Raw genomic sequence first — 21,024 nt, forward strand, 5'->3', positions numbered from 1 at the left:
TTACTGGCGGAGTTGCGCGGTGTCGTCCGGTGTCAGGAGGCGGTATGGGCCAGCACGAGCATGAACACGAGCGCGAGCACGTACACGTGGCGGTGGTCGGGTCCGGGTTCGGGGGTCTCGGGGCGGCCGTCCGGCTGCGACGGGAGGGGATGACCGACTTCGTGGTGCTGGAGCGCGCCGACTCGGTCGGCGGGACCTGGCGGGACAACAGTTATCCGGGATGCGCCTGCGACGTACCCTCACATCTCTACTCATTCTCGTTCGCGCCCAACCCCGACTGGCCGCGCACGTTTTCCGGGCAGCGGCACATCAGGGCGTATCTGGAGCATGTCGCGGACACCTTCGGGCTCCGGCCGCATCTGCGGCTGAACCACGAGGTGCGGCTGATGCGCTGGGACAACGACGCCCTGCGCTGGGAGATCGAGACCTCGCGCGGAACACTCACCGCCGATGTCGTCGTCTCCGCGACCGGCCCGCTCTCCGATCCGAAGATCCCGGAGATTCCCGGGCTCGCCGGGTTCCCGGGGAAGGTCTTCCACTCGGCGCGCTGGGACCACGGCTACGACCTGCGCGGCAAGCGCGTCGCCGTGATCGGTACGGGCGCCTCCGCCATACAGATCGTGCCGGCGATCCAGCCCGAGGTGGGCCGGCTGACGCTGTTCCAGCGGACACCGCCCTGGGTGATGCCGCGCGTCGACCGGGCGATATCCGGGGCCGAGCGACGGCTGCACCGGGCACTGCCGTTCACCGGGACCCTGCGGCGCCGGCTCCTGTGGGGCGTCAGGGAGTTGCAGGTCCAGGCCTTCACCAAGCGGCCGAACGAACTCGGGCTCGTCGAGTCCCTCGCCAGGGCCAATATGACGAAGGCGATCAAGGACCCGGCGCTCCGGGCCAAGCTGACGCCCTCGTACCGCATCGGCTGCAAGCGCATACTGCTCTCCAGCTCGTACTATCCGGCGCTCACCCGGCCCAATGTGGATCTGGTCGCCTCGGGACTGGCCGAGGTACGCGGCTCCACGCTGGTCGCGGCGGACGGTACGGAGACCGAGGCCGACGCGATCGTCTTCGGGACCGGCTTCCATGTGACGGACATGCCGATCGCCGAGCGGGTGGTGGGCGCCGACGGGATCACGCTCGCGGAGGCGTGGAAGGACGGGATGCAGTCGCTGCGCGGCGCGACCGCGGCGGGCTTCCCCAACTGGATGACGATCATCGGCCCCAACACCGGTCTCGGGAACTCCTCGATGATCCTGATGATCGAGTCCCAGCTGAACTACATGGCCGACTATCTGCGGCAGTTGGACGGGCTCGGTGGGCGCCGGAGCGGGAGCGTGGCGCTCGGGCCCCGGCCCGCCGCCGTACGCGCCTGGAACCACCGGGTGCAGGAGCGCATGAAGCGGACGGTGTGGAACACCGGTGGCTGCACCAGCTGGTACCTGGACGAGCAGGGCCGCAACACCGTCGTCTGGCCGGGGACGACGGGCGAGTTCCGCCGGGCCACCCGGGAGGTCGATCTCGCGGAGTACGAGGTGATCCGCGCCGCCGCGCCGCCCGTACGGGTGCCGAGGCAGGCGGAGAAGCCGGCGGTGGAGAAGCCGGCAGCGGGGAAGCGGGCGCCCGGGAAGCGCGCCGCCGGGCCCCGGCCCGCGAAGGAGACCGTCCGATGAGGCAGCCGCACAAGGAGCGTGAACTGACCGCCGTCTCCGCCGACGGCACCCGTATCCATGTCGAGGTCCACGGCGACGACGGCCGGCCCGCCGTCGTCCTCGCGCACGGCTGGACCTGCTCGATCCGGTTCTGGGCGGCGCAGCTCGCGGACCTGGCCGCGGACCACCGGGTGATCGTCTACGACCAGCGCGGCCACGGCCGTACGGCCGCCCCGGCCGCTCACTCCACGGACGCCCTCGCCGACGATCTGGAGGCCGTGCTCGCCGCCACCCTGGAGCCGGGGGAGCGAGCCGTCCTCGCGGGGCACTCCATGGGCGGGATGACGCTGATGGCCGCCGCGCGCAGGCCCGTCTTCCGGGAGCACGCGGCCGCCGTCCTGCTGTGCAGCACGGGCAGTTCGCGGCTGACCCCGGAAGCGCTCCTCGTACCGATACGGCCCGGCCGTACCCGTACCCGGATCAGCCGGCGGATCCTCGGCTGGCGCGCTTCGCTGGGGCCGGTCACACCGCTGTCGAAGCGGATCCTGCGCTACGGGACGATGGGCCCCGGCGCCGCGCCGGACCGTGTCGCGGAGTGCGCCCGGATCGTGCACGCGTGTCCGCGGCCCGTCCGGGTGGCCTGGGCGCATGTCCTCGGCGCGCTCGATCTCGACGCGGAGGTACGGGAGTTGAGGGTGCCCACCGCTGTCATCATGGGGAGCGACGACCGGCTGACCCCACCGGTGCACGGACGGGCGCTGGCCGCCGCCCTGCCCGACCGCGCGGGGCTCACCGAACTCACCGGGGTGGGACATATGACGCCCGTGGAGGCCCCGGAGGCCGTCACCGGCGCGATCCGGTCCCTCGTCGGTACGTACCTGGGCGCGAAGGAGGACGTGGCATGAGCGGGGCGGGCCTGCGGGGTTTCCGGAATCTCGAAGGGCAGGTCGCCGTCGTCACGGGCGCGGCGCGCGGCGTCGGCGAACTGCTGGCGCGCAAGCTCTCGGCGCGCGGCGCGAAGGTCGCCCTCGTCGGTCTGGAGGAGGACGGGCTGAAGCGGGTCGCCGCCCGGCTGCACGCCGACAGCGACCAGTGGTACGCGGATGTCACCGACGACACCGCGATGGCGCGGGTCGCCCAGGAGGTCAAGGCGCGCTTCGGCAAGGTCGACATCGTCGTCGCCAACGCGGGTGTGGCGACCGGCGGTCCGTTCGCGGACTCGGACCCGGACACCTGGCGCCGGGTCATCGAGGTCAATCTGATCGGAGGCGCGGTGACGGCGCGGGCGTTCCTGCCCGTCCTGCGCGAAAGCCGTGGCTACTTCCTCCAGATAGCGTCGCTGGCCGCGATCGCCCCCGCGCCGATGATGACCGCGTACTGCGCGTCCAAGTCAGGGGTCGAGGCCTTCGCGCACAGCCTGCGCGCCGAGGTCGCCCACGAGGGCGTGAGGGTCGGCGTCGGCTATCTGTCCTGGACGGACACCGACATGGTGCGCGGCGCGGACCGGGACGAGGTGATGCGGGAGCTGCGGCGGCGGCTGCCGTGGCCGGCGAACCGCACCTATCCGCTCGGTCCCGCCGTGGACCGGCTCGTCGCCGGGATCGAGCGGCGCTCGGCGCATGTGTACGCGCAGTGGTGGCTGCGCGGGACGCAGTCCGTACGCGGATATCTGCCGGCCGTCATCGCGGCGGCGGGACAGCGCGAGATGCGGCGCCTCGAACCTCGTCTGGCGGGCGTGCGAAAGGGGCTTGTGGGGGCGGGCGGGGTGGCCGACGAGCAGGAACGCACACAGCGTCACTGATCGAAATGCGCGGAATGTCCGGGCGTGTCAGTCTGGTCGAGGCCCCACTCCGGTGCCCCCCAACACCCTTTCAGGAGTGAATTCCATGGCTATTGCCGATCAGTTCAAGGACAAGGCCGAAGAGCTCGCCGCGCAGCAGGCGAAGTCGCGGCAGGGCGACAAGAAGGACGACCGGACGCAGCAGCCCGGCCGTCCCGGCCAGCCCGACCGTGGTTCGCAGCCCGGCTCCGGCTCACCGGTCAGGGACCGCAACCAGGGGCAGAACAACGCGCAGCACGATGCCCAGCGGGACAACGAGCAGGCGCGGCGTGACGCCCAGCGCGACGCCCAGCACGATGTTCAGCACAACGCGCAGAACGTGCGTGACGACCTGGATGACCGCTTTGACGCTTGAGTGAATGGCTTGATGACACAGCGAGGCGCGCCCGGTTCCGCCGGGTGCGCCTCCCTTTTGCGTTACGTGCGCGGTGGGAGGGGCGGGCGGCGCAGGTCCGGGACCGCTCCGTACCCCGGCGGTGTCGAGGCCGGATGCCCGGCCAGCAGGTCCAGCGCCACCCAGACCGCGTCGTCGAGTTGGGCGTGCCGGCCCTCCGCCCAGTCGAGAGGGGTGCGCAGGGCCTCGATGTCCGGCTCCACGCCGTGGTTCTCGATGGACCAGCCGTACGCGTCGAACCAGGCGGCGTTCATGGGCACCGTGATCACCGTGCCGTCGCCGAGCCGGTGCCGTCCCGTCATCCCGACCACCCCGCCCCAGGTGCGCTGGCCGACCACCGGCCCGAGGTTCAGCAGCCGGAAGGCCGCGGTGATCATGTCGCCGTCGGACGAGGTCGCCTCGTCGGCGAGGGCGACGACCGGGCCGCGCGGCGCGTTCGACGCGTACGAGACGGGCTGGGCGTCGCGCGTCAGATCCCAGCCGATGATGCGGCGGGTCAGCTTCTCGACGACCAGCTCGCTGATGTGGCCGCCCGCGTTGCCCCGTACGTCCACGATCAGCGCGGGGCGCGAGACCTCAAGGCGCAGATCCCGGTTGAACTGGGCCCAGCCGGAGCCGCCCATGTCGGGGATGTGCAGATAGCCGCATCTGCCGCCGCTGATCTCCCGTACCGCCTCCCGGCGTTTGGCCACCCAGTCCTGGTAGCGCAGCGGCCGTTCGTCGATGAGCGGGACGACCGCGACGCGTCGGGAGGGGCGGTTGCGCTCCGCGGGCCGGAAGGTGAGCTCGACGGTCGTACCGCCGGCGGCGGACAGCAGGGGGTAGGGGCCGGCCACCGGATCGACCGGCCGGCCGTCCACATGCGTCAGGACCGAGCCCTCGCGGATACCCGTACCGGCCAGCGGCGAACGCGCCTTGGAGTCGGAGGAGTCGCCGGGCAGGATCCGTTTGATCATCCACTCGCCGTCCCGGCAGACCAGATTGGCGCCGAGCAGACCGATCGGACGCTGGTAGTGCGGCGGGCCCTCGTTGCGGCGGGCCGGGGTCACATACGCGTGGGACGTGCCCAGTTCGCCGAGGACCTCGCGCAGCAGATCCGCGAACTCGTCGGGGGAGGAGACCCGTTCGACCAGTGGCCGGTACTGGTCGAGCACCCCGTCCCAGTCGATGCCGCACAGATCCGGCTCCCAGAAATAGGCCCGGATGATGCGCCCCGCCTCGTCGAACGCCTGGCGCCACTCCGCCCCGGGATCGACATCGTGCAGGATCCGGCGCATGTCGAGATAGACGGTCGTATCACCGTCGCCGGGCTCGGTGGCGGGTACGGCGCGCAGCTCGCCGTCGTCCACGACGACCAGCCGGGAGCCGTCGCCGCTCGGCACGAACCAGTCCAGATGACCGACGAGTTCGCTCTTGCGCGCCTTCGTGATGTCGAAGTGTTCGAGGGTCGGGCGGCCCGACAGATCGGCGGGGTTGGCGAAGGTCTCGCCGAGCGCGCCGGAGATCGGCCAGCGCAGCCAGACCAGACCGCCGCCGCTGACCGGATACAGCGAGGAGTACTTCGACGCGGTGACGGGGAACGGGGTGACGCGGTCGGCCAGCCCCTCGACCTCGACGGTGACCGTACCGTCGCCGGACTCGCCGACCGACGGATCGAGCCCGCCGGCGGCGGGGCGGCCCTCGGGCGACAGCGCGAAGGGCGACGGGGTCGCGGAGGAGAGCGGTACGAGGTAGGGGCGGCAGCCCAGCGGGAAGGAGAGGTCGCCGGTGTGCACGTCGTAGACGGGGTCGAAGCCGCGCCAGGACAGGAACGCGAGATAGCGGCCGTCGCTGGTGAAGACCGGATTCTCGTCCTCGAAGCGGCCGTTGGTGACGTCGACGACCGTACGGGCGAAGCTGCCGGCGATCTTGGCGAGCTTGATCTGGCGGAGGGAGCGGCCGATGCCGGGGTGGGACCAGGTGAGCCAGCCGCCGTCGGGGGAGAAGGCGAGGTCGGTGACGGCGCCGTTGATGGAGCGGATGAGTTCGGTGACGGGTTCCGGGGCGGGAGTGGCTTCTGTGGCTGTTTCGGTGTCGGTCGTCGGTTCCGTGTCGGTCGGTGGTTCTGCTGTCGGTGTCGGTGTCGGTGTCGGTGCCGGTGCCGCTTCCGGTTCCGCCGTGTCTATCAGCAGCAGTCTGCCGTCGTGCGAGGCGATCGCGATCCGCTCCCCGTCCGGATCCGCCACCATCTCCCGTACGCGGCCCAGTTGTCCGGAGGCCAGCCGTCGCGGCTGCCGTTCACCGCTCGCCCGGGGCAGATACGCGATCTCGATCGCGTCCTCGCCCTCCGCGTCGGTGACGTACGCGACCTGGCCGCTGTCCCCGAGCATCACGGGGAACCGGACCCGGACGCCGGGGGTGTCCGCGATCGTGCGGGCCGGGCCGTCGCGGTGGGTCAGCCAGTACAGGCTGCCGCGTACGGAGACGGCGCTCGCGCGGCCGGTCATGTCCACGGAGATACCGGCGACATGGCTGCTGGCCGGGACCTGGTAGCCGCGCCGTCCCGCGCGCTGTCCGCCCAGCCGTACGTCCAGCTTGCGCGGCACCGAGTCGGGCGTCAGCGCGTCGACCAGCCAGACATCCCCCGCGCACTGGTAGACGACCCGGCGCCCGTCGGAGGAGGCGTGGCGGGCGTAGAAGGCGTCGTGGTCGGTGTGCCGGCGCAGATCGCTGCCGTCGGGACGGCAGGAGTAGAGGTTGCCGACGCCCTCGTGGTCGGAGAGGAACGCGATCCGGCCGTCGACGAACATCGGGCAGTCCAGATGGCCCCCGAGGTCCGCGAGCAGCCGTTCGCCGTGCAGCCAGAGCCTGCCCATCGCGCCGCCGCGGTACCGCTTCCAGGCGGCGGGCTCGTGCGGTGGCTTCCCGGTGAGCAGGAGCGTACGGTGCCCGCCGTCGATGTCCGCGACGGCGATGTCGTTGACGGGTCCCCAGGGCAGCGCGCCGCCGGGGGAGCCGTCGAGCGGGAGGCTGTAGGCCCAGGCGAAGTACGAGAACGGCTGGCCGTGCGAGGAGACCGCGAGGATCTGGGACTCGCCGTGTGCGTCGGGCGGCGTCCAGCCACAGACACGGGTGTCGGTGGCGCCCCAGTAGGTGAGCCGGCGGGCGGGTCCTCCGGCGACCGGGACGAGATGGATCTCGGGGTCGAGGCTGCGCCAGGTCGTATAGGCGATGTGGCTGCCGTCGGGGGAGAAGCGGGGGTGGCCGACCCTGGTGCGGTCGACGGTGAGCCGCCAGGCGCGGGCGGGGCGCTGCCCGGCCGGGACGAGGGGGGCGACCCAGAGGTCGTCCTCGGCGGCGAAGCACAGGGAATCGTCGTGAAGGTGCGGGAAGCGGAGATACGCGACGTCGTCACTCACCTAGCCAATGCTGCACTTTTCGCGCGCGGTGCGCCTCCCGGCGGGGGGTCGTGGGGTTTGGGGTGCGTTGTGGTGCGGGTGCGGTGCGCCACCCCCGGCGGAGGGCGTGGTGCGGGTCCGTCGTGAAAGTGGCACAGGCCACAAGCGAAACGGTTTCGTTTCGTTGGCGGGTAGGGTTATCTTCGTACTGTACGAAACCGTTTCGTTTGGCAGGAGCAGATCCGTGGCGCGCAGCAGGCTCACCCCCGAGCGTGAAGCCGAGTTGTACGCCGCCGTGCTCGATCTGCTGCGGGAGGTCGGTTATGACGCCCTCACCATGGACGCCATCGCCGCCCGCACCCGGTCCAGCAAGGCCACCCTCTACCGCCAGTGGGGGAGCAAGCCCGAGCTGGTCGCCCGTGCGATGCGGCACAACAAGCCGATCAAGCTCGTCGACGTGGACACCGGCTCCCTGCGCGGTGACTTCCACGCCGTGATGGCGCACAGCGATGACTGCCAGATGGAGAAGGACAGCGCACTGATGCGAGGTCTTTTCCATGCCGTCCACGACAACCCCGATCTCCTTCGGGCGCTCCGTGAGCTGCTGATCGAGCCCGAGCTCAATGGGCTCGCGGAGATTCTCCAGCGCGCTGTGGACCGTGGCGAGGTCGCCGCGGACAATCCCGCGCTGAAGTACGTCACGCACATGCTGGTCGGCGCCTTCGCCGCCCGGCAGTTGATCGAGGACCGGTCGCCCGACCGGGACTTCCTCACTTCGTATTTCGACGCCGTGGTCCTCCCCGCCCTCGGCGTCTGACCCTCAGCACCCGCAGTACCTGACGCGTGCCGCTCTCTCGCTGTCGGGCCGGCTCCCCATGCCCTGATCCATTCACAGACCCGGGAGTACGCCCTCGTGGCCACGTTCCTCTACAAGCTCGGACGGTTCGCCTTCCGGCGCCGCAACTATGTCGCCCTCGTGTGGGTGGCGTTGCTCGCGCTCGCCGGTGTCGGAGCCGCCTCCGCGTCCACCCCTACGTCAAGTTCCTTCTCGATACCGGGAACAGAGGCCCAGAAGGCCTTCGACCTGCTGGAAGAGCGCTTCCCAGGAGCCAGTGCCGACGGCGCGACCGCGCGGGTCGTCTTCAAGGCGCCGGACGGCGAGAAGATGACCGACGCCGGTCACAAGGCCGAGGTCGGCAAGATCGTCGACGAGCTGTCGGGCGGGTCCGGCCAGGTCGGCTCCGTGACCGATCCGTACACCGCGAACGCCGTCTCGAAGGACGGCTCGACGGCGTACGTCCAGGTCTCGTACAAGGTCACCTCGATGGAGCTGACCGACGCGACCCGTACCGCACTTGAGGAGACCGGCGCCGAGGCGCGGGCGCAGGGGCTGACGGTGGAGGTCGGCGGGGACGCGCTCCAGGCCACCCCCGAGACCGGGACCACCGAGATCATCGGTGTGGCCGTCGCCGCGGTGGTGCTGGTCATCACGTTCGGTTCGCTGGTCGCGGCGGGGCTGCCGCTGGTGACCGCGCTCATCGGGGTCGGTGTCGGGGTCTCCACGATCACCGCGCTGGCCAGCGTCCTCGACCTGGGCTCCACCACCTCCATCCTGGCGATGATGATCGGTCTCGCGGTCGGGATCGACTACGCGCTGTTCATCGTCTCCCGCTACCGCGCCGAGCTGGCCGAGGGCAGGGAGCATGAGGAGGCGGCCGGACGGGCCGCCGGCACCGCCGGGTCGGCCGTGGTGTTCGCCGGTCTCACCGTGGTGATCGCGCTCGTCGGGCTGGCCGTCGTCAATATCCCGATGCTGACCAAGATGGGCTTCGCGGCGGCCGGTACGGTCGTGATCGCCGTCCTCATCGCGCTCACCCTCATCCCGGCGGCGCTGGGCTTCGTGGGCAAGCGGGTGCACGGCCGCAAGGACCGCAAGGCCATGGAGAGCAAGGCCGCGGGCGGCGAGGAGAAGCCGAACATGGGCACCCGCTGGGCGCGGTTCGTGCTGCGCCGTCCCGTCGCGGTGCTGGTCACGGCCGTTCTGGGGCTCGGGGCCATCGCGATTCCGGCCGCGTCGCTGGAGCTGGGTCTGGGCGACGACGGTTCGCAGCCGCCGAGCACCACTCAGCGCAAGGCGTACGACCTGCTCTCCGACGGGTTCGGCCCCGGGTTCAACGGGCCGCTGATGGTCGTCGTGGACGGCAAGGCCAATGACAACGCCAAGGCGGCGGCCACCGAGCTGTCGGACACGGTGAAGAAGCTGGACGGCGTCGCCGTCGTCACGCCGTCCACCGTGAACAAGGCGGGCGACACCGCGACCATCACGGTGATCCCCGAGAACCGCCCCTCGTCGGTCAAGACCGAGGACCTGGTCCACTCCATCCGGGACACCGGCGGGGAGATCAAGGCGGACAACGGCGCCCAGGTCCTGGTCACCGGCGCCACCGCGATGAACATCGACTTCTCGCAGAAGATGAACGACGCGCTGCTGCCCTATCTCGCGCTCGTCGTCGGACTCGCCTTTCTGCTGCTGATGCTCGTCTTCCGCTCCGTGCTCGTGCCGCTCAAGGCGGCTCTGGGCTTCCTGCTCTCCGTGGTCGCCGCCCTCGGCGCCGTCGTCGCGGTCTTCCAGTGGGGCTGGCTCGGCGGGCTGCTCGGGGTCGAGCAGACCGGTCCGGTGATGTCGATGATGCCGATCTTCATGGTGGGCGTGGTCTTCGGTCTCGCGATGGACTACGAGGTCTTCCTGGTCACCCGGATGCGGGAGGCGTATGTCCACGGGGAGCGGCCCGGCGAGGCGATCGTCACCGGGTTCCGGCACGGCGCGCGGGTGGTCTCGGCCGCCGCGGTGATCATGATCGCGGTCTTCGCCGGCTTCATCGGCTCCAGCGAGTCGATGATCAAGATGATCGGCTTCGGGCTGGCCATCGCCGTCTTCTTCGACGCGTTCGTGGTCCGGATGGCGATCGTGCCCGCGGTGCTCGCGCTGCTCGGCAAGAAGGCGTGGTGGCTGCCGCGCTGGCTGGACAGGGCGCTGCCCAACGTGGACGTGGAGGGCGAGGCGCTGCGCCACCGGCTCGGGGACGACGCCCCGCAGGGCCCGGACGGTGGGCCCGGCGCGGAGCGTGAACTCGTACGCGCCTGATCCCACCTGCCCCGGGGCCGCTGCGTGAGCGGTGCGTGGCCCCGGATCGCGCCGGCGGCCGTGGGGACGGGAGCCGGAGCGTCCAGGGCGTGTTGCGAAAGTAGCGCCGTCCGCCCGCAGGCCAGGCGGGACTTTCGCAACACGCCCTGGGCCCGGTCGTACGCCCTTGAGGGGCGGCGGCCGGGCCGCCGCGCGTGTCAGGTTCTGTGGAGGAGCTTGCTCAGCTCGGTCTCGACCTCGATGTCGTGCTGCTCCTGGCCGGCCGGGACCATCGCGTACGAACTGTCGAGGAACCGGCGCAGCGGCGCGGTGTCGAACTGGACCACCGCCACCCCGTCCGGCGAGTGGAACTCCAGTACGACCTGGGCCCGGCCGCAGGGCCACACCTGTACGTCGCCCTCCCCCGAGGGCAGGCGCAGGCCGGATTCGAGGAGATCGCGGGCGAATGCCCAGACGACCTCGCCGTCGTCGAAGGAGACCTCCGGCGGGAACACGATTCGTATGGCGAGTGGATCGGCGCCGTCGTAGCGGAGGGTGACGGAGACGGTCTTGGGATCGGGGGCGTCCGTGATCAGACGCGCTGTGGCGGGCTGCTCGACGATGGGTGGCATCGACTTGCTCCTCGGTGGCTGCGGCGACGGCTGCTTGTGGCTGCTGTGGCTGGGCGGGATCGGGAGCGACTCCTTGGACTAACCGGACATTTAGCTACTAATCATACAAAATAGCCTTGATTTGTCCAGGGCTTTGCCGATCGCACATCCGCGCAACACCGTCCGGGCACCGTGCATGCAATCCGCTCTTGCGAGCTGTTCGCAAGAGAGCCCTATCATCGAACGGCTCAATACCGAGCCGTACGAGCAGGAAGCGGAGCCCCCGCCATGCATGTCCCCGACGGATTCATCGATCTGCCCGTCTCGGCCGCCACCGGTGCCGTCGCCGCGGGCGCCGTCGCGGTCAGCCTGCGCGGCGCCCGCCGGGAGTTGGACGAGCGCACCGCGCCGCTCGCCGGACTCGTCGCCGCGTTCATCTTCGCCGCGCAGATGCTCAACTTCCCGGTGGCCGCCGGGACGAGCGGACATCTGCTGGGCGGGGCGCTGGCCGCGATACTCGTCGGCCCCTACACCGGGGTGCTCTGTATCTCGGTCGTCCTGCTGATGCAGGGCATCCTCTTCGCGGACGGCGGGCTCACCGCGCTCGGGGTGAACATCACGGACATGGCCGTGGTGACGACCGTCGTCGCGTACGCGCTCTTCCGCACGCTGGTCAAGGTCCTGCCCCGGACGCGCCGTTCGGTGACCGTCTCGTCCTTCGTGGCGGCCCTGGCCTCCGTACCGGCCGCGGCCCTCGCGTTCACCTTCTTCTACTGGATCGGCGGGACGACCGACATCCCGATCGGGAAGGTGCTGACCGGGATGACCGGGGTGCATGTGCTCATCGGCATCGGCGAGGCCACCATCACCGCGCTCACGGTCGGCGCCGTCATCGCCGTGCGGCCCGACCTCGTGTACGGCGCCCGGGGGCTGACCGCGCCGCTGAAGCTGCGGGTGGGCGGGGAACTGGTCGACGCCGCCCCCGCCTCCGGTCCCGAGCCGGTGGCCGCGCGCTCCACCCGTAAGGTCTGGGCGACCGGGCTGGTCACGGCGCTCGTCCTGGCCGGATTCGTCTCCTTCTACGCCTCCGCCAGCCCCGACGGTCTGGAGAAGGTCGCCGCCGACCAGGGCATCGACCGGAAGACCGAGCCGCACCACGCCGCCGACTCCCCGCTCGCCGACTACGGCGTCAAGGACGTCGACGACGCCCGGATCTCCGGCGGGCTCGCCGGAGTGATCGGGGTGGCCGCGACGGTGGCCGTGGGCAGCGGTGTCTTCTGGGCGGTACGACGGCGCCGTACCACGGCGGAGACGGCCGCGGCCGGCGGGAACGCCTGACATGGGCGCGGGTCACGCCCACACGCTCTACCGGCATGGACACTCACCGGTCCACGCGCTGCCCCCGCACTGCAAACTGGCCGCCGCCTTCTGCTTCGTGCTCGTGGTGGTCTCGACGCCGCGCGAGGCGGTCTGGGCGTTCGCGCTGTACGCCGTGCTGCTCGCGGCCGTCACGCGGGTGGCCGGTATCCCCGCGCGCGTGCTGCTGCGCCGGCTGCTGATCGAGATCCCGTTCGTGGCCTTCGCGTTCCTCATGCCCTTTGTCGTCCCCGGCGAGCAAGTCCAGTTCCTGGGGCTCTCGTTGAGCGTTTCCGGGCTGTGGGGCGCCTGGAACGTCCTCGCGAAGGGGACGCTGGGCGTCGCCGCCTCCGTGCTCCTCGCCTCCACCACCGAGCTGCGCTCCCTGCTGCTCGGTCTCCAGCGGCTGCGGCTGCCGCCGATGCTGGTGCAGATCGCCTCGTTCATGATCCGTTACGGCGATGTCATCACCGACGAGATGCGGCGGATGTCGGTCGCCCGGCGCTCGCGCGGCTTCGAGGCCCGTGGCGTACGGCACTGGGGCGTCCTCGCCAAGTCCGCCGGAGCGCTCTTCATCCGCTCCTACGAGCGCGGTGAGCGCGTGCATCTGGCCATGGTCAGCAGGGGGTACGCGGGCACCATGCCGGTCATCGACGAAGTGACCGCGTCCCGGGCGCAGTGGACGTACGCCGCCGCCCTCCCCGTGTCGGCGCTCGCCGTCTGTCTGCTTGGCTGGACCCTATGACCGAGCCTTCCGTCCCCGCCGTGCCCGCCTCCCTCGAGGTCAGCGGGCTCGCGTACGCCTATCCCGACGGCCACCAGGCGCTCTTCGGGGTCGATCTGACCGTAGGGCGCGGTGAGCGGGTGGCGCTGCTGGGGCCCAACGGCGCGGGCAAGACCACGCTCGTCCTGCATCTCAACGGCATCCTGACCGCCGGGGCCGGTTCGGTCGCGGTCGCCGGGGTGCCGGTGGCGAAGCGGAATCTGGCCGAGATCCGCCGCCGGGTCGGCATCGTCTTCCAGGACCCGGACGACCAGCTGTTCATGCCGACGGTGCGCGAGGACGTGGCGTTCGGCCCGGCGGCCTCCGGGCTGCGCGGTCCCGAACTGGAGGCCCGGGTCACCGCCGCGCTCGGCCAGGTCGGGATGGCGGAGTACGCGGACCGGCCGCCGCACCATCTCTCCTTCGGCCAGCGCCGCCGGGTCGCGGTGGCGACCGTCCTGGCGATGGAGCCGGAGATCCTCGTCCTCGACGAGCCCTCGTCCAATCTCGACCCGGCGTCCCGGCGTGAACTCGCCGACATCCTGCGGGCGTTGGACATCACCGTACTGATGGTGACGCACGATCTGCCGTACGCCCTCGAACTCTGCCCGCGCGCGGTGATCCTGAGCGAGGGCGTCATCGTGGCGGACGGGCCCACGGGGCGACTCCTCGGCGACGAGAAGCTGATGGGCGCGCACCGGCTGGAGCTGCCGTTCGGTTTCGACCCGCGTTCCGTGTCGCCGGGACACGTTGCACCATAGAAGGGTCGCGCCGCCGGGGCGTGGCGGGACGACGAGCGGTACGAGGCGTGGGTACCGGCGGGGCGGGAGTGCGGACGTGGACGTCCAGGGCACGGTGGAGGCGGGCTTCGAGCCGGTCAGGGACGCGTTCGTACGGAACTTCGAGCGACTGGGCGAACGGGGCGCGGCCGTCGCCGTGTACCGCGACGGGCGCAAGGTCGTCGATCTGTGGGCGGGCACCCGCGATGTCACCGGACAGGAGCCGGGGGACGGCGGCGCGGACCCGGCGCCCTGGGCCGTCGACACGGCTCAGGTCGTCCGGTCCGCCACGAAGGGCGTCGTCGCCGCCGTACCGCTGCTGCTGCACCAGCGCGGGCAGATCGACCTCGACGCCCCGGTCGGCACGTACTGGCCGGAGTTCAAGTCCGCGGGCAAGGAGCGGGTGCTCGTACGCCATCTCCTCTCGCACCGCGCCGGGGTGCCGGTGCTCGACCGGCCGCTCACCCCGGCCGAGGCCGTCGACGGGGAATCGGGCGCGCGGGCCCTGGCCGCCCAGCGGCCGCAGTGGGAGCCGGGCACCGACCACGGCTATCACGCGCACACCTACAGCTGGCTGATGGCCGAACTGGTCAGACGGGTCACCGGCCGCAGCGTGGGCCGGTGGATCGCCGAGGAGATCGCCCGGCCGCTGGGGCTGGATTTCTGGGTCGGACTGCCCGCCGAGGAGGCGCACCGGGTCGGCCGGATCGGACCGGTCGAGGAGCCGACGGCGGTCGGGGGCGCGCTCAGGCTGCGGCCCAAGCGGTCCGTGTCGGAGGCGTACCGCGACGCGGAGTCCCTGACGCGGCGGGCGTTCGGCGTCATCGAACCGCGGCCCGACGAGAACGACCCGGCCTACCGCGCCGCCGAACTCCCCGCCTCCGGAGGCATCTCGACCGCCCGCGCGCTGGCCCGCTGCTACGCCGCGATGATCGGCCCCGTCGACGGCCACCGGCTGTTCGCCCCCGCGACACTGACGCTCGCGCGTACGGAGGAATCGGCGGGCCCGGACCGGGTGCTGGTCGTCGCCACCCGCTTCGGCCTGGGCTTCATGCTGCACGGCCCGGCCGCCCCGCTGCTCGGCCCCGGCTCCTTCGGACACCCGGGCCGTGGCGGCTCGCTGGGCTTCGCCGACCCGGAGTCGGGCATCGCGATGGGGTACGTGACGAACGGGATGCGCAAGGGAGTCACGGCCGACCCCCGCGCCCAGGCTCTGGTGCGTGCGGTGCGGACGGCGACATCATCGCCGGATGAAGCGATTTGACGGATACGGAGTCCTGATCACCGGAGCGGGCCGGGGCATCGGCGAGGCGACCGCGCGCAGGCTGGCGGACGAGGGCGCGCGCGTCCTGGTGACGGACCTGGACGAGGAACGGGCGGTGACGGCGGCCGGGGCCATCCCGGGCGCGATCGCGCTCGGCTGCGATGTGGCCGACCGGGCGTCGGTGGAGACGGCGGTGGCGTACGCGGCCGGGACCTTCGGCTCGCTGGACGTGCTGGTGAACAACGCGTACTCCTGCACACCGGACGCCCCGCTGTTCGAGGACGAGCCGGACGAGGTCTGGGCGCTGGATCTCGACATCACCCTGACCGGCGCCTTCCGCTGCGCCCGCGCGGCGCTCCCGTATCTGGCGGCCTCGGGCCGGGGCGCGATCGTCTCGATCGGCTCGGTCAACGGCGAACAGGACTTCGGCAACCACGCCTACAGCGCGGCCAAGGCCGGGCTGGGCGGCCTGACCCGTACGCTCGCGGGCCACGCGGCCCCGCGCGGCGTCCGCGTCAACCTCGTGGAGCCCGGCACGATCCACACCGGCGCCTGGGCGGGCCGCGAGGCGGAACTCGCCCGCGCGGCGGCCCACTACCCGATGGGCCGGGTCGGCACACCGGCCGATATCGCGGCTGCCGTCGCCTTCCTGGCCTCCGCCGACGCCTCCTGGATCACGGGCGTGACGCTGCCGGTCGACGGCGGGATCCTGACGAGCAATCTGGGGCTGCGGAGGGCGATCGCGGGCGCGGAATAGCGGGGACGGGAGCGAGGAGGAGCACGGCCGTATCGCCACGAGGTGCGCGCGGCCGTGGGTATGGTCGGGGCATGGGCAGCGATGAGGACGCTCTTCTGGCGGAACAGATGGCCTACTACCGGGTCGGCGCGGCCCAGTACGACCGGCCGTACGCGGAACGCGAGGACTTGCGGGAGCTGCTGGCCACGGCCGGTGACCTGCCGGTCGCCGGAGATGTGCTGGAGCTGGCCTGCGGAACGGGCCGGTGGACCCCGATGCTCGCCGCGCGGGCGCGTTCGGTGACGGCTGTCGACGCCTCGGCCGAAGTGCTGGCTCTCGCTCGTGCGCGTACCGCATCCCCCGGCGTCCGGTTCGTTCAGGCCGATGTGTTCGAGTGGCAGCCGCCACGGCGCTACGACACGGTGTTCTTCGCCTTCTGGCTCTCGCATGTCCCGCCGGCGCGGTTGCCCGGATTCTGGAACGCCGTCGCCGCCGCGCTCGCGCCGGGCGGCAGAGCGGTCTTCATCGATGACGGCCCCGGCGAGGCCGCGCGGGAGGAAGTCCTCGCGGATCAGCCCGTCCCCGCGGCCGTGCGCCGGCTCGATGACGGCAGCCGGTACCGCATCGTGAAGGTGTTCCACGATGCCCGGACCCTGACGGACGACCTCACGGCTCTGGGATGGTCGGTCCGCGTCCGGCCCGCGGCCGGGAACTTCATCGTCGGTGTCGCGGAACCGCCCGCTGTCCCGGTGTGAGGAGCGGGGACGGCGGGCGGCGGGTCACGCTACTCCGTCCCGCGCTCGCGCTGGACGGCGATGACGTTGCTGGCGTCCACCGCCCGGCGCAGGGCCCTGGCCAGTGCGACGGCGTCGCCCACGGCCCAGAGGTGGATGAAGAACAGGCGGGGCTCCTCCCGGAGGCCGTGGTTGTGCAGCTCGACCAGACCGATGCCGCCGGCCCGGAGGATCTTGATGACCTTCTGGACCTCCTCGGCGACCAGCACGACATCGCCGTTGAGCGCGGCCTTGCCGTCGCCCAGGGGCTGGAAGATGAAGGCCGAGATCGCGCCCAGACCGCGGGGCAGCGCCATGCCTCCCTCGATGATGACCTCACGGCGGGCGAAGGTGGCCTTGTAGACCCCGCCGTCGTTCGCGCCCTTCATGCCCAGCGCGGCGTCGATGCCGTCGGTGTCCAGACCGGGCAGCTCCCGGAACCGCGTCGGCTCGGCGGGTGGCGACGCGGTGCGGTCGAGCGCCGCGCGCAGACCGCGGGCGAGGACCACCGGGTCCGGTCCGTGCCCGTGGACATGCGTCCACCAGACATCGGGGGAGTGGGCGAGCAGATGCTTGTGGAGGGCCGTCTGCTCGATGCCGTGCGCCTGGAGGACGTCCGTCACCTCCTGCAACTCGCCCTCGGTCACCGTGAGATCGCCCATGACCAGTACATTGCCGTCGGCGTAGCGGACGAAGGCCACGTGTGAGCCCAGGGCGAGTCCGGTCGAGACCGGGACGCCGTAGGAGACGACATCGAGATCTCCGCGCGGGAAGCGGGTGTGGTACGCCTTGTCGCCCGACATGGAGCCCGGCCTGCCCAGGGCCCGCGCGACCGGTCGCCAGTCGGCCACGGTGGTGGTCACCGGCTGGACCGGCTCGTGCCGGTGTCCGCCGCCCTTCACCGGGGCGGGTGGCGGGTCCGGGGACTCGGCGCGGGCGGGGGGCGCGCCGAGTGCGGCCAGCAGCGGCGCGAGCGCCGCCGTCGTCAGCAGGAGACGCCGTGGTGTGGCCGGCCGGGGGTCTGTGTCCCGGTCTGGGTCCCGGTCCGGGTCATGTGTGTCGTGGTTGTCCTCGTCCTCGTGGTCCTCATGCGGTTGTCTGCTCATCACATCGATACCTCCGTGACGAGAGGAGACCATGAGCGACCCGATAAAACGGGATGTGCCGGGCGGTACCCGGGGCGAGTGTTGCCAAATCAACCCGCGTGCAGCATCAGTCCGATGCCCACCACCATCAGACCCGCCGCCGCGATTCTCGGCGTGCCGAAGCGCTCCTTGAAGAAGACCGCCCCGATGGCCGCGCCCACGAGGATCGACGACTCCCGGAGCGCCGCGACCGGGGCGAGCGCGGCGCGGGTCTGGGCCCACAGCACCAGGCCGTACGCCAGCATGGAGAGGGCCGCGCCGAGCAGCCCCCGCGCCGCGTGCGGTCGCAGCTGGGCGAGGAGCCGGCCGCGGCGCGCGTACAGGGCGTACGCCGGGATCGTGGCGCCCTCCAGGATCATCAGCCAGGCGATGTAGCCGAGCGGTGAGCCCGAGTTGCGTACCCCCACACCGTCCACCACCGTGTACGCGGCGATCGACAGACCCGTCGCCAGCGCGGCCAGCAGCGCCGGCCAGTGGGGTGTGCTCCCCGAGCCCCTGATGCCCCAGAGCGCGAGGCCGACCAGCCCCGCCGAGGTGACGACGACGCCCGCCGCCTGCCAGGCGTCCAGCGACTCCCCGACGAAGACGGCGGCCAGTACGGTCACCACGAGCGGCGCCGTACCGCGCGCGATCGGGTACATCTGGCCGAAGTCGCCCAGGCTGAACGAGCGCATCAGCAGCGCCTGGTAGCCGATGTGCAGCAGCGCGGAGACGACCAGATACGGCCAGGCCGCCGGGTGCGGCAACGGCGTGAAGCAGGCCAGGACGGCGCCGATCACGGCCGCGCCCCCGCCGATCAGGGTGAAGGCGACCAGCTGGTCCTTGATCGTGTGCGCGAGGGCGTTCCAACTGGCGTGGGTGAGGGCGGCGATGAGGACCGCGAAGGCGACGAGCGGCGTCACCCCGCGGCCAGCACCGACGCCACCAGCGGACCCGCCGCGTCGCCGCCGTGGCCGCCGGCCTGGACGACCGCCGCCGCGGCGAGGTCGTCCCGGAAGCCCGTGAACCAGCTGTTGGAGGTGGCCTGGCCGTCGACCTCGGCGGAACCGGTCTTCGCGCCCTTGTCGCCGCCGAGCCCGGACATCGCCTTCGCGCCCGTGCCGCTCGTGGCCGTGACCCGCATCATGTCCCGCAGCTGACGCGCCACGTTGTCCGGCAGCGGGCGCGCGGCGGTGGCCAGTTCCCGGTCGTCCAGCGAACGCGGCACGATCACGGGCTGCTTGAACGAACCGTTCTTGGCGGTGGCCGTGATGGACGCCATGTTGAGGACGTTCATCTGGACCGTGCCCTGCCCGATGTACTGCGCCGCCGCCTCGCCGCCGGTCGCGGCCGGCACGCTGCCGTCGAAGGACGCGACGCCGGTCTTCCAGTTGTCGAGGCCGATGCCGAAGACCTGCTCGGTCTCGGCCTTCAGCGCGGCGTCGTCCTCGGTGTCGTCGATGAGCTTGATGAAGGCGGTGTTGCAGGAGCGGGCGAAGCTCTGCGTGAACGTGCCGCCGTTGATGGAGAAGCCGTCCAGGTTCGTGAACGTACGGCCCTGGTACATCGCTTCCTTGGGACACTCGGCCGTCCGGTCGGCGGCCACGAGACCCTTCTCCAGCAGCATCGCCGCGGTCACGATCTTCATCGTGGAGCCCGGCGCCTGCCGGCCGAGCATCGCCGCGTTCCAGCCGTCCTCACGGTTGTTGGCGACGGCCAGGATCTCGCCCGTACTGGGCTTGACGGCGGCGACCGACGCCTCGCTGTACTTCCGCACCGCCTCCTCGGCGGCGGCCTGCACATGCGCGTCGAGCGTGGTCGTCACCCGGCCCGGCGAGCCCTTGGCGAGCGTGAGCAGCGTCTCGTCCGGCACGCTCTCGGTGTCGCTCCGCAGCACCAGCTCGACGCCGGGCGAGCCGCCCGCGTCGTCGCCGTACCGCTTGCGCAGCTCGTCCAGCACCGGCCGGAGTGACGGGTACTTCTCCTTCGTCAGCTCCGCGCCGTTGCGGTCGACGGCCTTGATCGGGGGAGCGGAGGCCTCGGTGGTGACGAGGTGGGTGTCCTTCGTCAGCTTCGGATGGATCACCGAGGGCGCCCAGTCGACCAGCGGACGACCGGTGCTCAGCCCGCGCACCACGGTCAGTTCCGATGCGTACGTCCAGGGCTTGGTCTTCCCGTCGAGCGCGACGGTGGCCTCCACGGTGAACGGGACCCTGGCGCCGACCGCCTGGCCCGGCGTGATCACCGCGTCGGTGACACCGGCCTTGTCGCGGTAGCCGCCGATGACGGTCTCGGCGGTGGCCGGGTCGTTGGTGAGCTGCGCGACGGCCGCCGCGTCGCTCCCCTTCGCCCACCCCGTCAGAAAGTCCTTCGCGGCCTTGTCGACCTCGGCGGCGCTCAGCGGCCCGGTCTTGACCTCACGTGTGGTGGTGGTCTCGCTCCCCGGGGACGTGTTGCCGCCGGTGAGCCCGCCGTACACGTTGTACGCGCCGTACCCGACGCCGCCCGCGAACACGGCGAAGACCCCGCCTATGACGGCGATCTTGGCTCCACTGCGCATGAGTGCAGTTCCCCTCCCCAGGAGCCCCCTGAACATCTGAACGTGTTCAAGGGATGTCATGTGCACCCTACGGGACCACCGCGTCACAGGGGGCGAGCGCCCATGAGTGTTATCGGACTGACGCGCGCGCCGAGAAGTGGCTGACCAACATCGAGGCCGACATGTCCTGCGGCCAGTACACCGACCCTCGTGCCTCCCGGGCCACCTTCCGGCGAACATCAAGGCCCTGAGTCAATACCCCGGTCACGCGGACCCCGGCTTCACTCTGCGCACGTACACGCACCTCATGCCGAGCAGCGAGGGCCATTCCCGGAAGGGTGTGGATCGGGCCTTCAGTGAGCCCGCTGAGCAAGATCACGGCCCTGGGACGGCCCAAGCGGCCGGACTGTCCGCAGGAGTTCCGCATCATCGCAGGTCGGGGCCAACGCGATTCCGGCCGTGCGGGATTCCGTCTACTTCTGGCCGCTGTACACGGGCACGGCCATCCCGCTGGACTCCTGGCGCAACCGGATGTGGCTCGACACCTGGGTCTAGCTGGGCGAACGAACCTGAGGGGGGGGGGGGGTGGGGGGCCCCCCCCCGGGGTGTTTGTGGTTTTGGGGGGGGCGGGGGGGCGCGGGGGGGGGCCCCCCCAAAACGAGGTGAAGGGCCCCCCCACCGGGAGAAACAAAAAAACA

The 21,024-nt window shown here is 71.4% G+C and carries 17 protein-coding genes; 12 read left to right on the forward strand and 5 right to left on the reverse strand.

The features are described from left to right. Positions 1 to 44: 44 nt before the first annotated feature. From ACFRKB_RS27865 to ACFRKB_RS27880, 4 genes are all read left to right on the forward strand, one after another. On the forward strand, positions 45 to 1,667 hold the full coding sequence (locus ACFRKB_RS27865; protein WP_383109250.1) for a flavin-containing monooxygenase: 1,623 nt from the start codon (positions 45 to 47) through the stop codon (positions 1,665 to 1,667). Continuing rightward, positions 1,664 to 2,551: an alpha/beta fold hydrolase gene (locus tag ACFRKB_RS27870; protein WP_383109252.1), complete on the forward strand. Its 888-nt coding sequence runs from the start codon at positions 1,664 to 1,666 to the stop codon at positions 2,549 to 2,551. Before ACFRKB_RS27865 ends, ACFRKB_RS27870 begins: the two co-directional genes overlap by 4 nt. Then, positions 2,548 to 3,447, forward strand: a complete 900-nt coding sequence (locus ACFRKB_RS27875) for an SDR family oxidoreductase (RefSeq protein ID WP_383109253.1) — start codon at positions 2,548 to 2,550, stop codon at positions 3,445 to 3,447. The genes ACFRKB_RS27870 and ACFRKB_RS27875 overlap by 4 nt, the downstream gene beginning before the upstream one ends. Before the next feature lie 85 nt (positions 3,448 to 3,532). Next, positions 3,533 to 3,841, forward strand: a complete 309-nt coding sequence (locus ACFRKB_RS27880) for a hypothetical protein (protein ID WP_383109254.1) — start codon at positions 3,533 to 3,535, stop codon at positions 3,839 to 3,841. A gap of 62 nt (positions 3,842 to 3,903) precedes the next feature. On the opposite strand, the gene ACFRKB_RS27885 is transcribed toward ACFRKB_RS27880, so the two are convergent. Beyond that, positions 3,904 to 7,278, reverse strand: a complete 3,375-nt coding sequence (locus ACFRKB_RS27885) for a S41 family peptidase (protein ID WP_383109255.1) — start codon at positions 7,276 to 7,278, stop codon at positions 3,904 to 3,906. A gap of 223 nt (positions 7,279 to 7,501) precedes the next feature. Here ACFRKB_RS27885 and ACFRKB_RS27890 point away from each other — a divergent pair, with 223 nt between their 5' ends. Next, complete coding sequence (locus ACFRKB_RS27890) at positions 7,502 to 8,074, forward strand: TetR/AcrR family transcriptional regulator (protein ID WP_383109257.1); 573 nt, start codon at positions 7,502 to 7,504, stop codon at positions 8,072 to 8,074. 96 nt (positions 8,075 to 8,170) lie between these two features. Then, positions 8,171 to 10,402: an MMPL family transporter gene (locus ACFRKB_RS27895; RefSeq protein WP_383109258.1), complete on the forward strand. Its 2,232-nt coding sequence runs from the start codon at positions 8,171 to 8,173 to the stop codon at positions 10,400 to 10,402. Positions 10,403 to 10,599: 197 nt separating this feature from the next. Here ACFRKB_RS27895 and ACFRKB_RS27900 read toward each other — a convergent pair whose 3' ends face one another. After that, on the reverse strand, positions 10,600 to 11,013 hold the full coding sequence (locus ACFRKB_RS27900) for an SsgA family sporulation/cell division regulator (RefSeq protein WP_383109259.1): 414 nt from the start codon (positions 11,011 to 11,013) through the stop codon (positions 10,600 to 10,602). A gap of 267 nt (positions 11,014 to 11,280) precedes the next feature. On the opposite strand from ACFRKB_RS27900, the gene ACFRKB_RS27905 reads away from it, so the two are divergent. The 6 genes from ACFRKB_RS27905 to ACFRKB_RS27930 all read left to right on the forward strand — a co-directional run bounded on the left by ACFRKB_RS27905 (position 11,281) and on the right by ACFRKB_RS27930 (position 16,645). Continuing rightward, entirely contained in the window at positions 11,281 to 12,330 is a 1,050-nt protein-coding gene (locus ACFRKB_RS27905) for an energy-coupling factor ABC transporter permease (protein ID WP_383109261.1), read from the forward strand. 1 nt (position 12,331) lies between these two features. Further along, complete coding sequence (cbiQ, locus tag ACFRKB_RS27910; protein ID WP_383109262.1) at positions 12,332 to 13,093, forward strand: cobalt ECF transporter T component CbiQ; 762 nt, start codon at positions 12,332 to 12,334, stop codon at positions 13,091 to 13,093. Further along, positions 13,090 to 13,872: an energy-coupling factor ABC transporter ATP-binding protein gene (locus ACFRKB_RS27915; RefSeq protein WP_383109263.1), complete on the forward strand. Its 783-nt coding sequence runs from the start codon at positions 13,090 to 13,092 to the stop codon at positions 13,870 to 13,872. The genes cbiQ and ACFRKB_RS27915 overlap by 4 nt, the downstream gene beginning before the upstream one ends. Positions 13,873 to 13,948: 76 nt before the next feature. Then, positions 13,949 to 15,154, forward strand: coding sequence for a serine hydrolase domain-containing protein (locus ACFRKB_RS27920; RefSeq protein ID WP_383109264.1), 1,206 nt, complete (start codon positions 13,949 to 13,951; stop codon positions 15,152 to 15,154). Then, a complete protein-coding gene (locus tag ACFRKB_RS27925) occupies positions 15,141 to 15,911 on the forward strand; it encodes an SDR family NAD(P)-dependent oxidoreductase (protein WP_383109266.1) in 771 nt (256 codons plus the stop codon). The genes ACFRKB_RS27920 and ACFRKB_RS27925 overlap by 14 nt, the downstream gene beginning before the upstream one ends. Positions 15,912 to 15,982: 71 nt before the next feature. Further along, a complete protein-coding gene (locus tag ACFRKB_RS27930) occupies positions 15,983 to 16,645 on the forward strand; it encodes a class I SAM-dependent methyltransferase (RefSeq protein ID WP_383109267.1) in 663 nt (220 codons plus the stop codon). 29 nt (positions 16,646 to 16,674) lie between these two features. On the opposite strand, the gene ACFRKB_RS27935 is transcribed toward ACFRKB_RS27930, so the two are convergent. The 3 genes from ACFRKB_RS27935 to ACFRKB_RS27945 form a co-directional block, all read right to left on the reverse strand. Next, positions 16,675 to 17,769 carry a DUF1259 domain-containing protein gene (locus ACFRKB_RS27935; protein WP_383109268.1) on the reverse strand — a complete coding sequence of 365 codons (1,095 nt, stop codon included), beginning with the start codon at positions 17,767 to 17,769 and terminating at the stop codon, positions 16,675 to 16,677. Between the two features lie 89 nt (positions 17,770 to 17,858). Continuing rightward, entirely contained in the window at positions 17,859 to 18,710 is an 852-nt protein-coding gene (locus ACFRKB_RS27940) for an EamA family transporter (protein WP_383109269.1), read from the reverse strand. Then, the gene (locus tag ACFRKB_RS27945) at positions 18,707 to 20,347 is read right to left on the reverse strand and encodes a penicillin-binding transpeptidase domain-containing protein (protein WP_383109271.1); all 1,641 of its coding nucleotides are present in this window, start codon (positions 20,345 to 20,347) and stop codon (positions 18,707 to 18,709) included. Before ACFRKB_RS27945 ends, ACFRKB_RS27940 begins: the two co-directional genes overlap by 4 nt. Positions 20,348 to 21,024 lie beyond the last annotated feature (677 nt).

The organism is Streptomyces scopuliridis, from assembly GCF_042790125.1.
GTDB lineage: Bacteria > Actinomycetota > Actinomycetes > Streptomycetales > Streptomycetaceae > Streptomyces > Streptomyces scopuliridis_A.

Excerpts from the sequence above, each read along its gene's own strand:
- ACFRKB_RS27905 (WP_383109261.1), top strand. The coding sequence starts at position 11,281 with ATGCATGTCCCCGACGGATTCATCGATCTGCCCGTCTCGGCCGCCACC.
- ACFRKB_RS27925 (WP_383109266.1), top strand. The coding sequence starts at position 15,141 with ATGAAGCGATTTGACGGATACGGAGTCCTGATCACCGGAGCGGGCCGG.
- ACFRKB_RS27875 (WP_383109253.1), top strand. The coding sequence starts at position 2,548 with ATGAGCGGGGCGGGCCTGCGGGGTTTCCGGAATCTCGAAGGGCAGGTC.
- ACFRKB_RS27870 (WP_383109252.1), top strand. The coding sequence starts at position 1,664 with ATGAGGCAGCCGCACAAGGAGCGTGAACTGACCGCCGTCTCCGCCGAC.
- ACFRKB_RS27930 (WP_383109267.1), top strand. The coding sequence starts at position 15,983 with ATGGGCAGCGATGAGGACGCTCTTCTGGCGGAACAGATGGCCTACTAC.
- ACFRKB_RS27935 (WP_383109268.1), bottom strand. The coding sequence starts at position 17,769 with ATGAGCAGACAACCGCATGAGGACCACGAGGACGAGGACAACCACGAC.
- ACFRKB_RS27880 (WP_383109254.1), top strand. The coding sequence starts at position 3,533 with ATGGCTATTGCCGATCAGTTCAAGGACAAGGCCGAAGAGCTCGCCGCG.
- ACFRKB_RS27900 (WP_383109259.1), bottom strand. The coding sequence starts at position 11,013 with ATGCCACCCATCGTCGAGCAGCCCGCCACAGCGCGTCTGATCACGGAC.
- ACFRKB_RS27945 (WP_383109271.1), bottom strand. The coding sequence starts at position 20,347 with ATGCGCAGTGGAGCCAAGATCGCCGTCATAGGCGGGGTCTTCGCCGTG.
- ACFRKB_RS27915 (WP_383109263.1), top strand. The coding sequence starts at position 13,090 with ATGACCGAGCCTTCCGTCCCCGCCGTGCCCGCCTCCCTCGAGGTCAGC.
- cbiQ (WP_383109262.1), top strand. The coding sequence starts at position 12,332 with ATGGGCGCGGGTCACGCCCACACGCTCTACCGGCATGGACACTCACCG.
- ACFRKB_RS27865 (WP_383109250.1), top strand. The coding sequence starts at position 45 with ATGGGCCAGCACGAGCATGAACACGAGCGCGAGCACGTACACGTGGCG.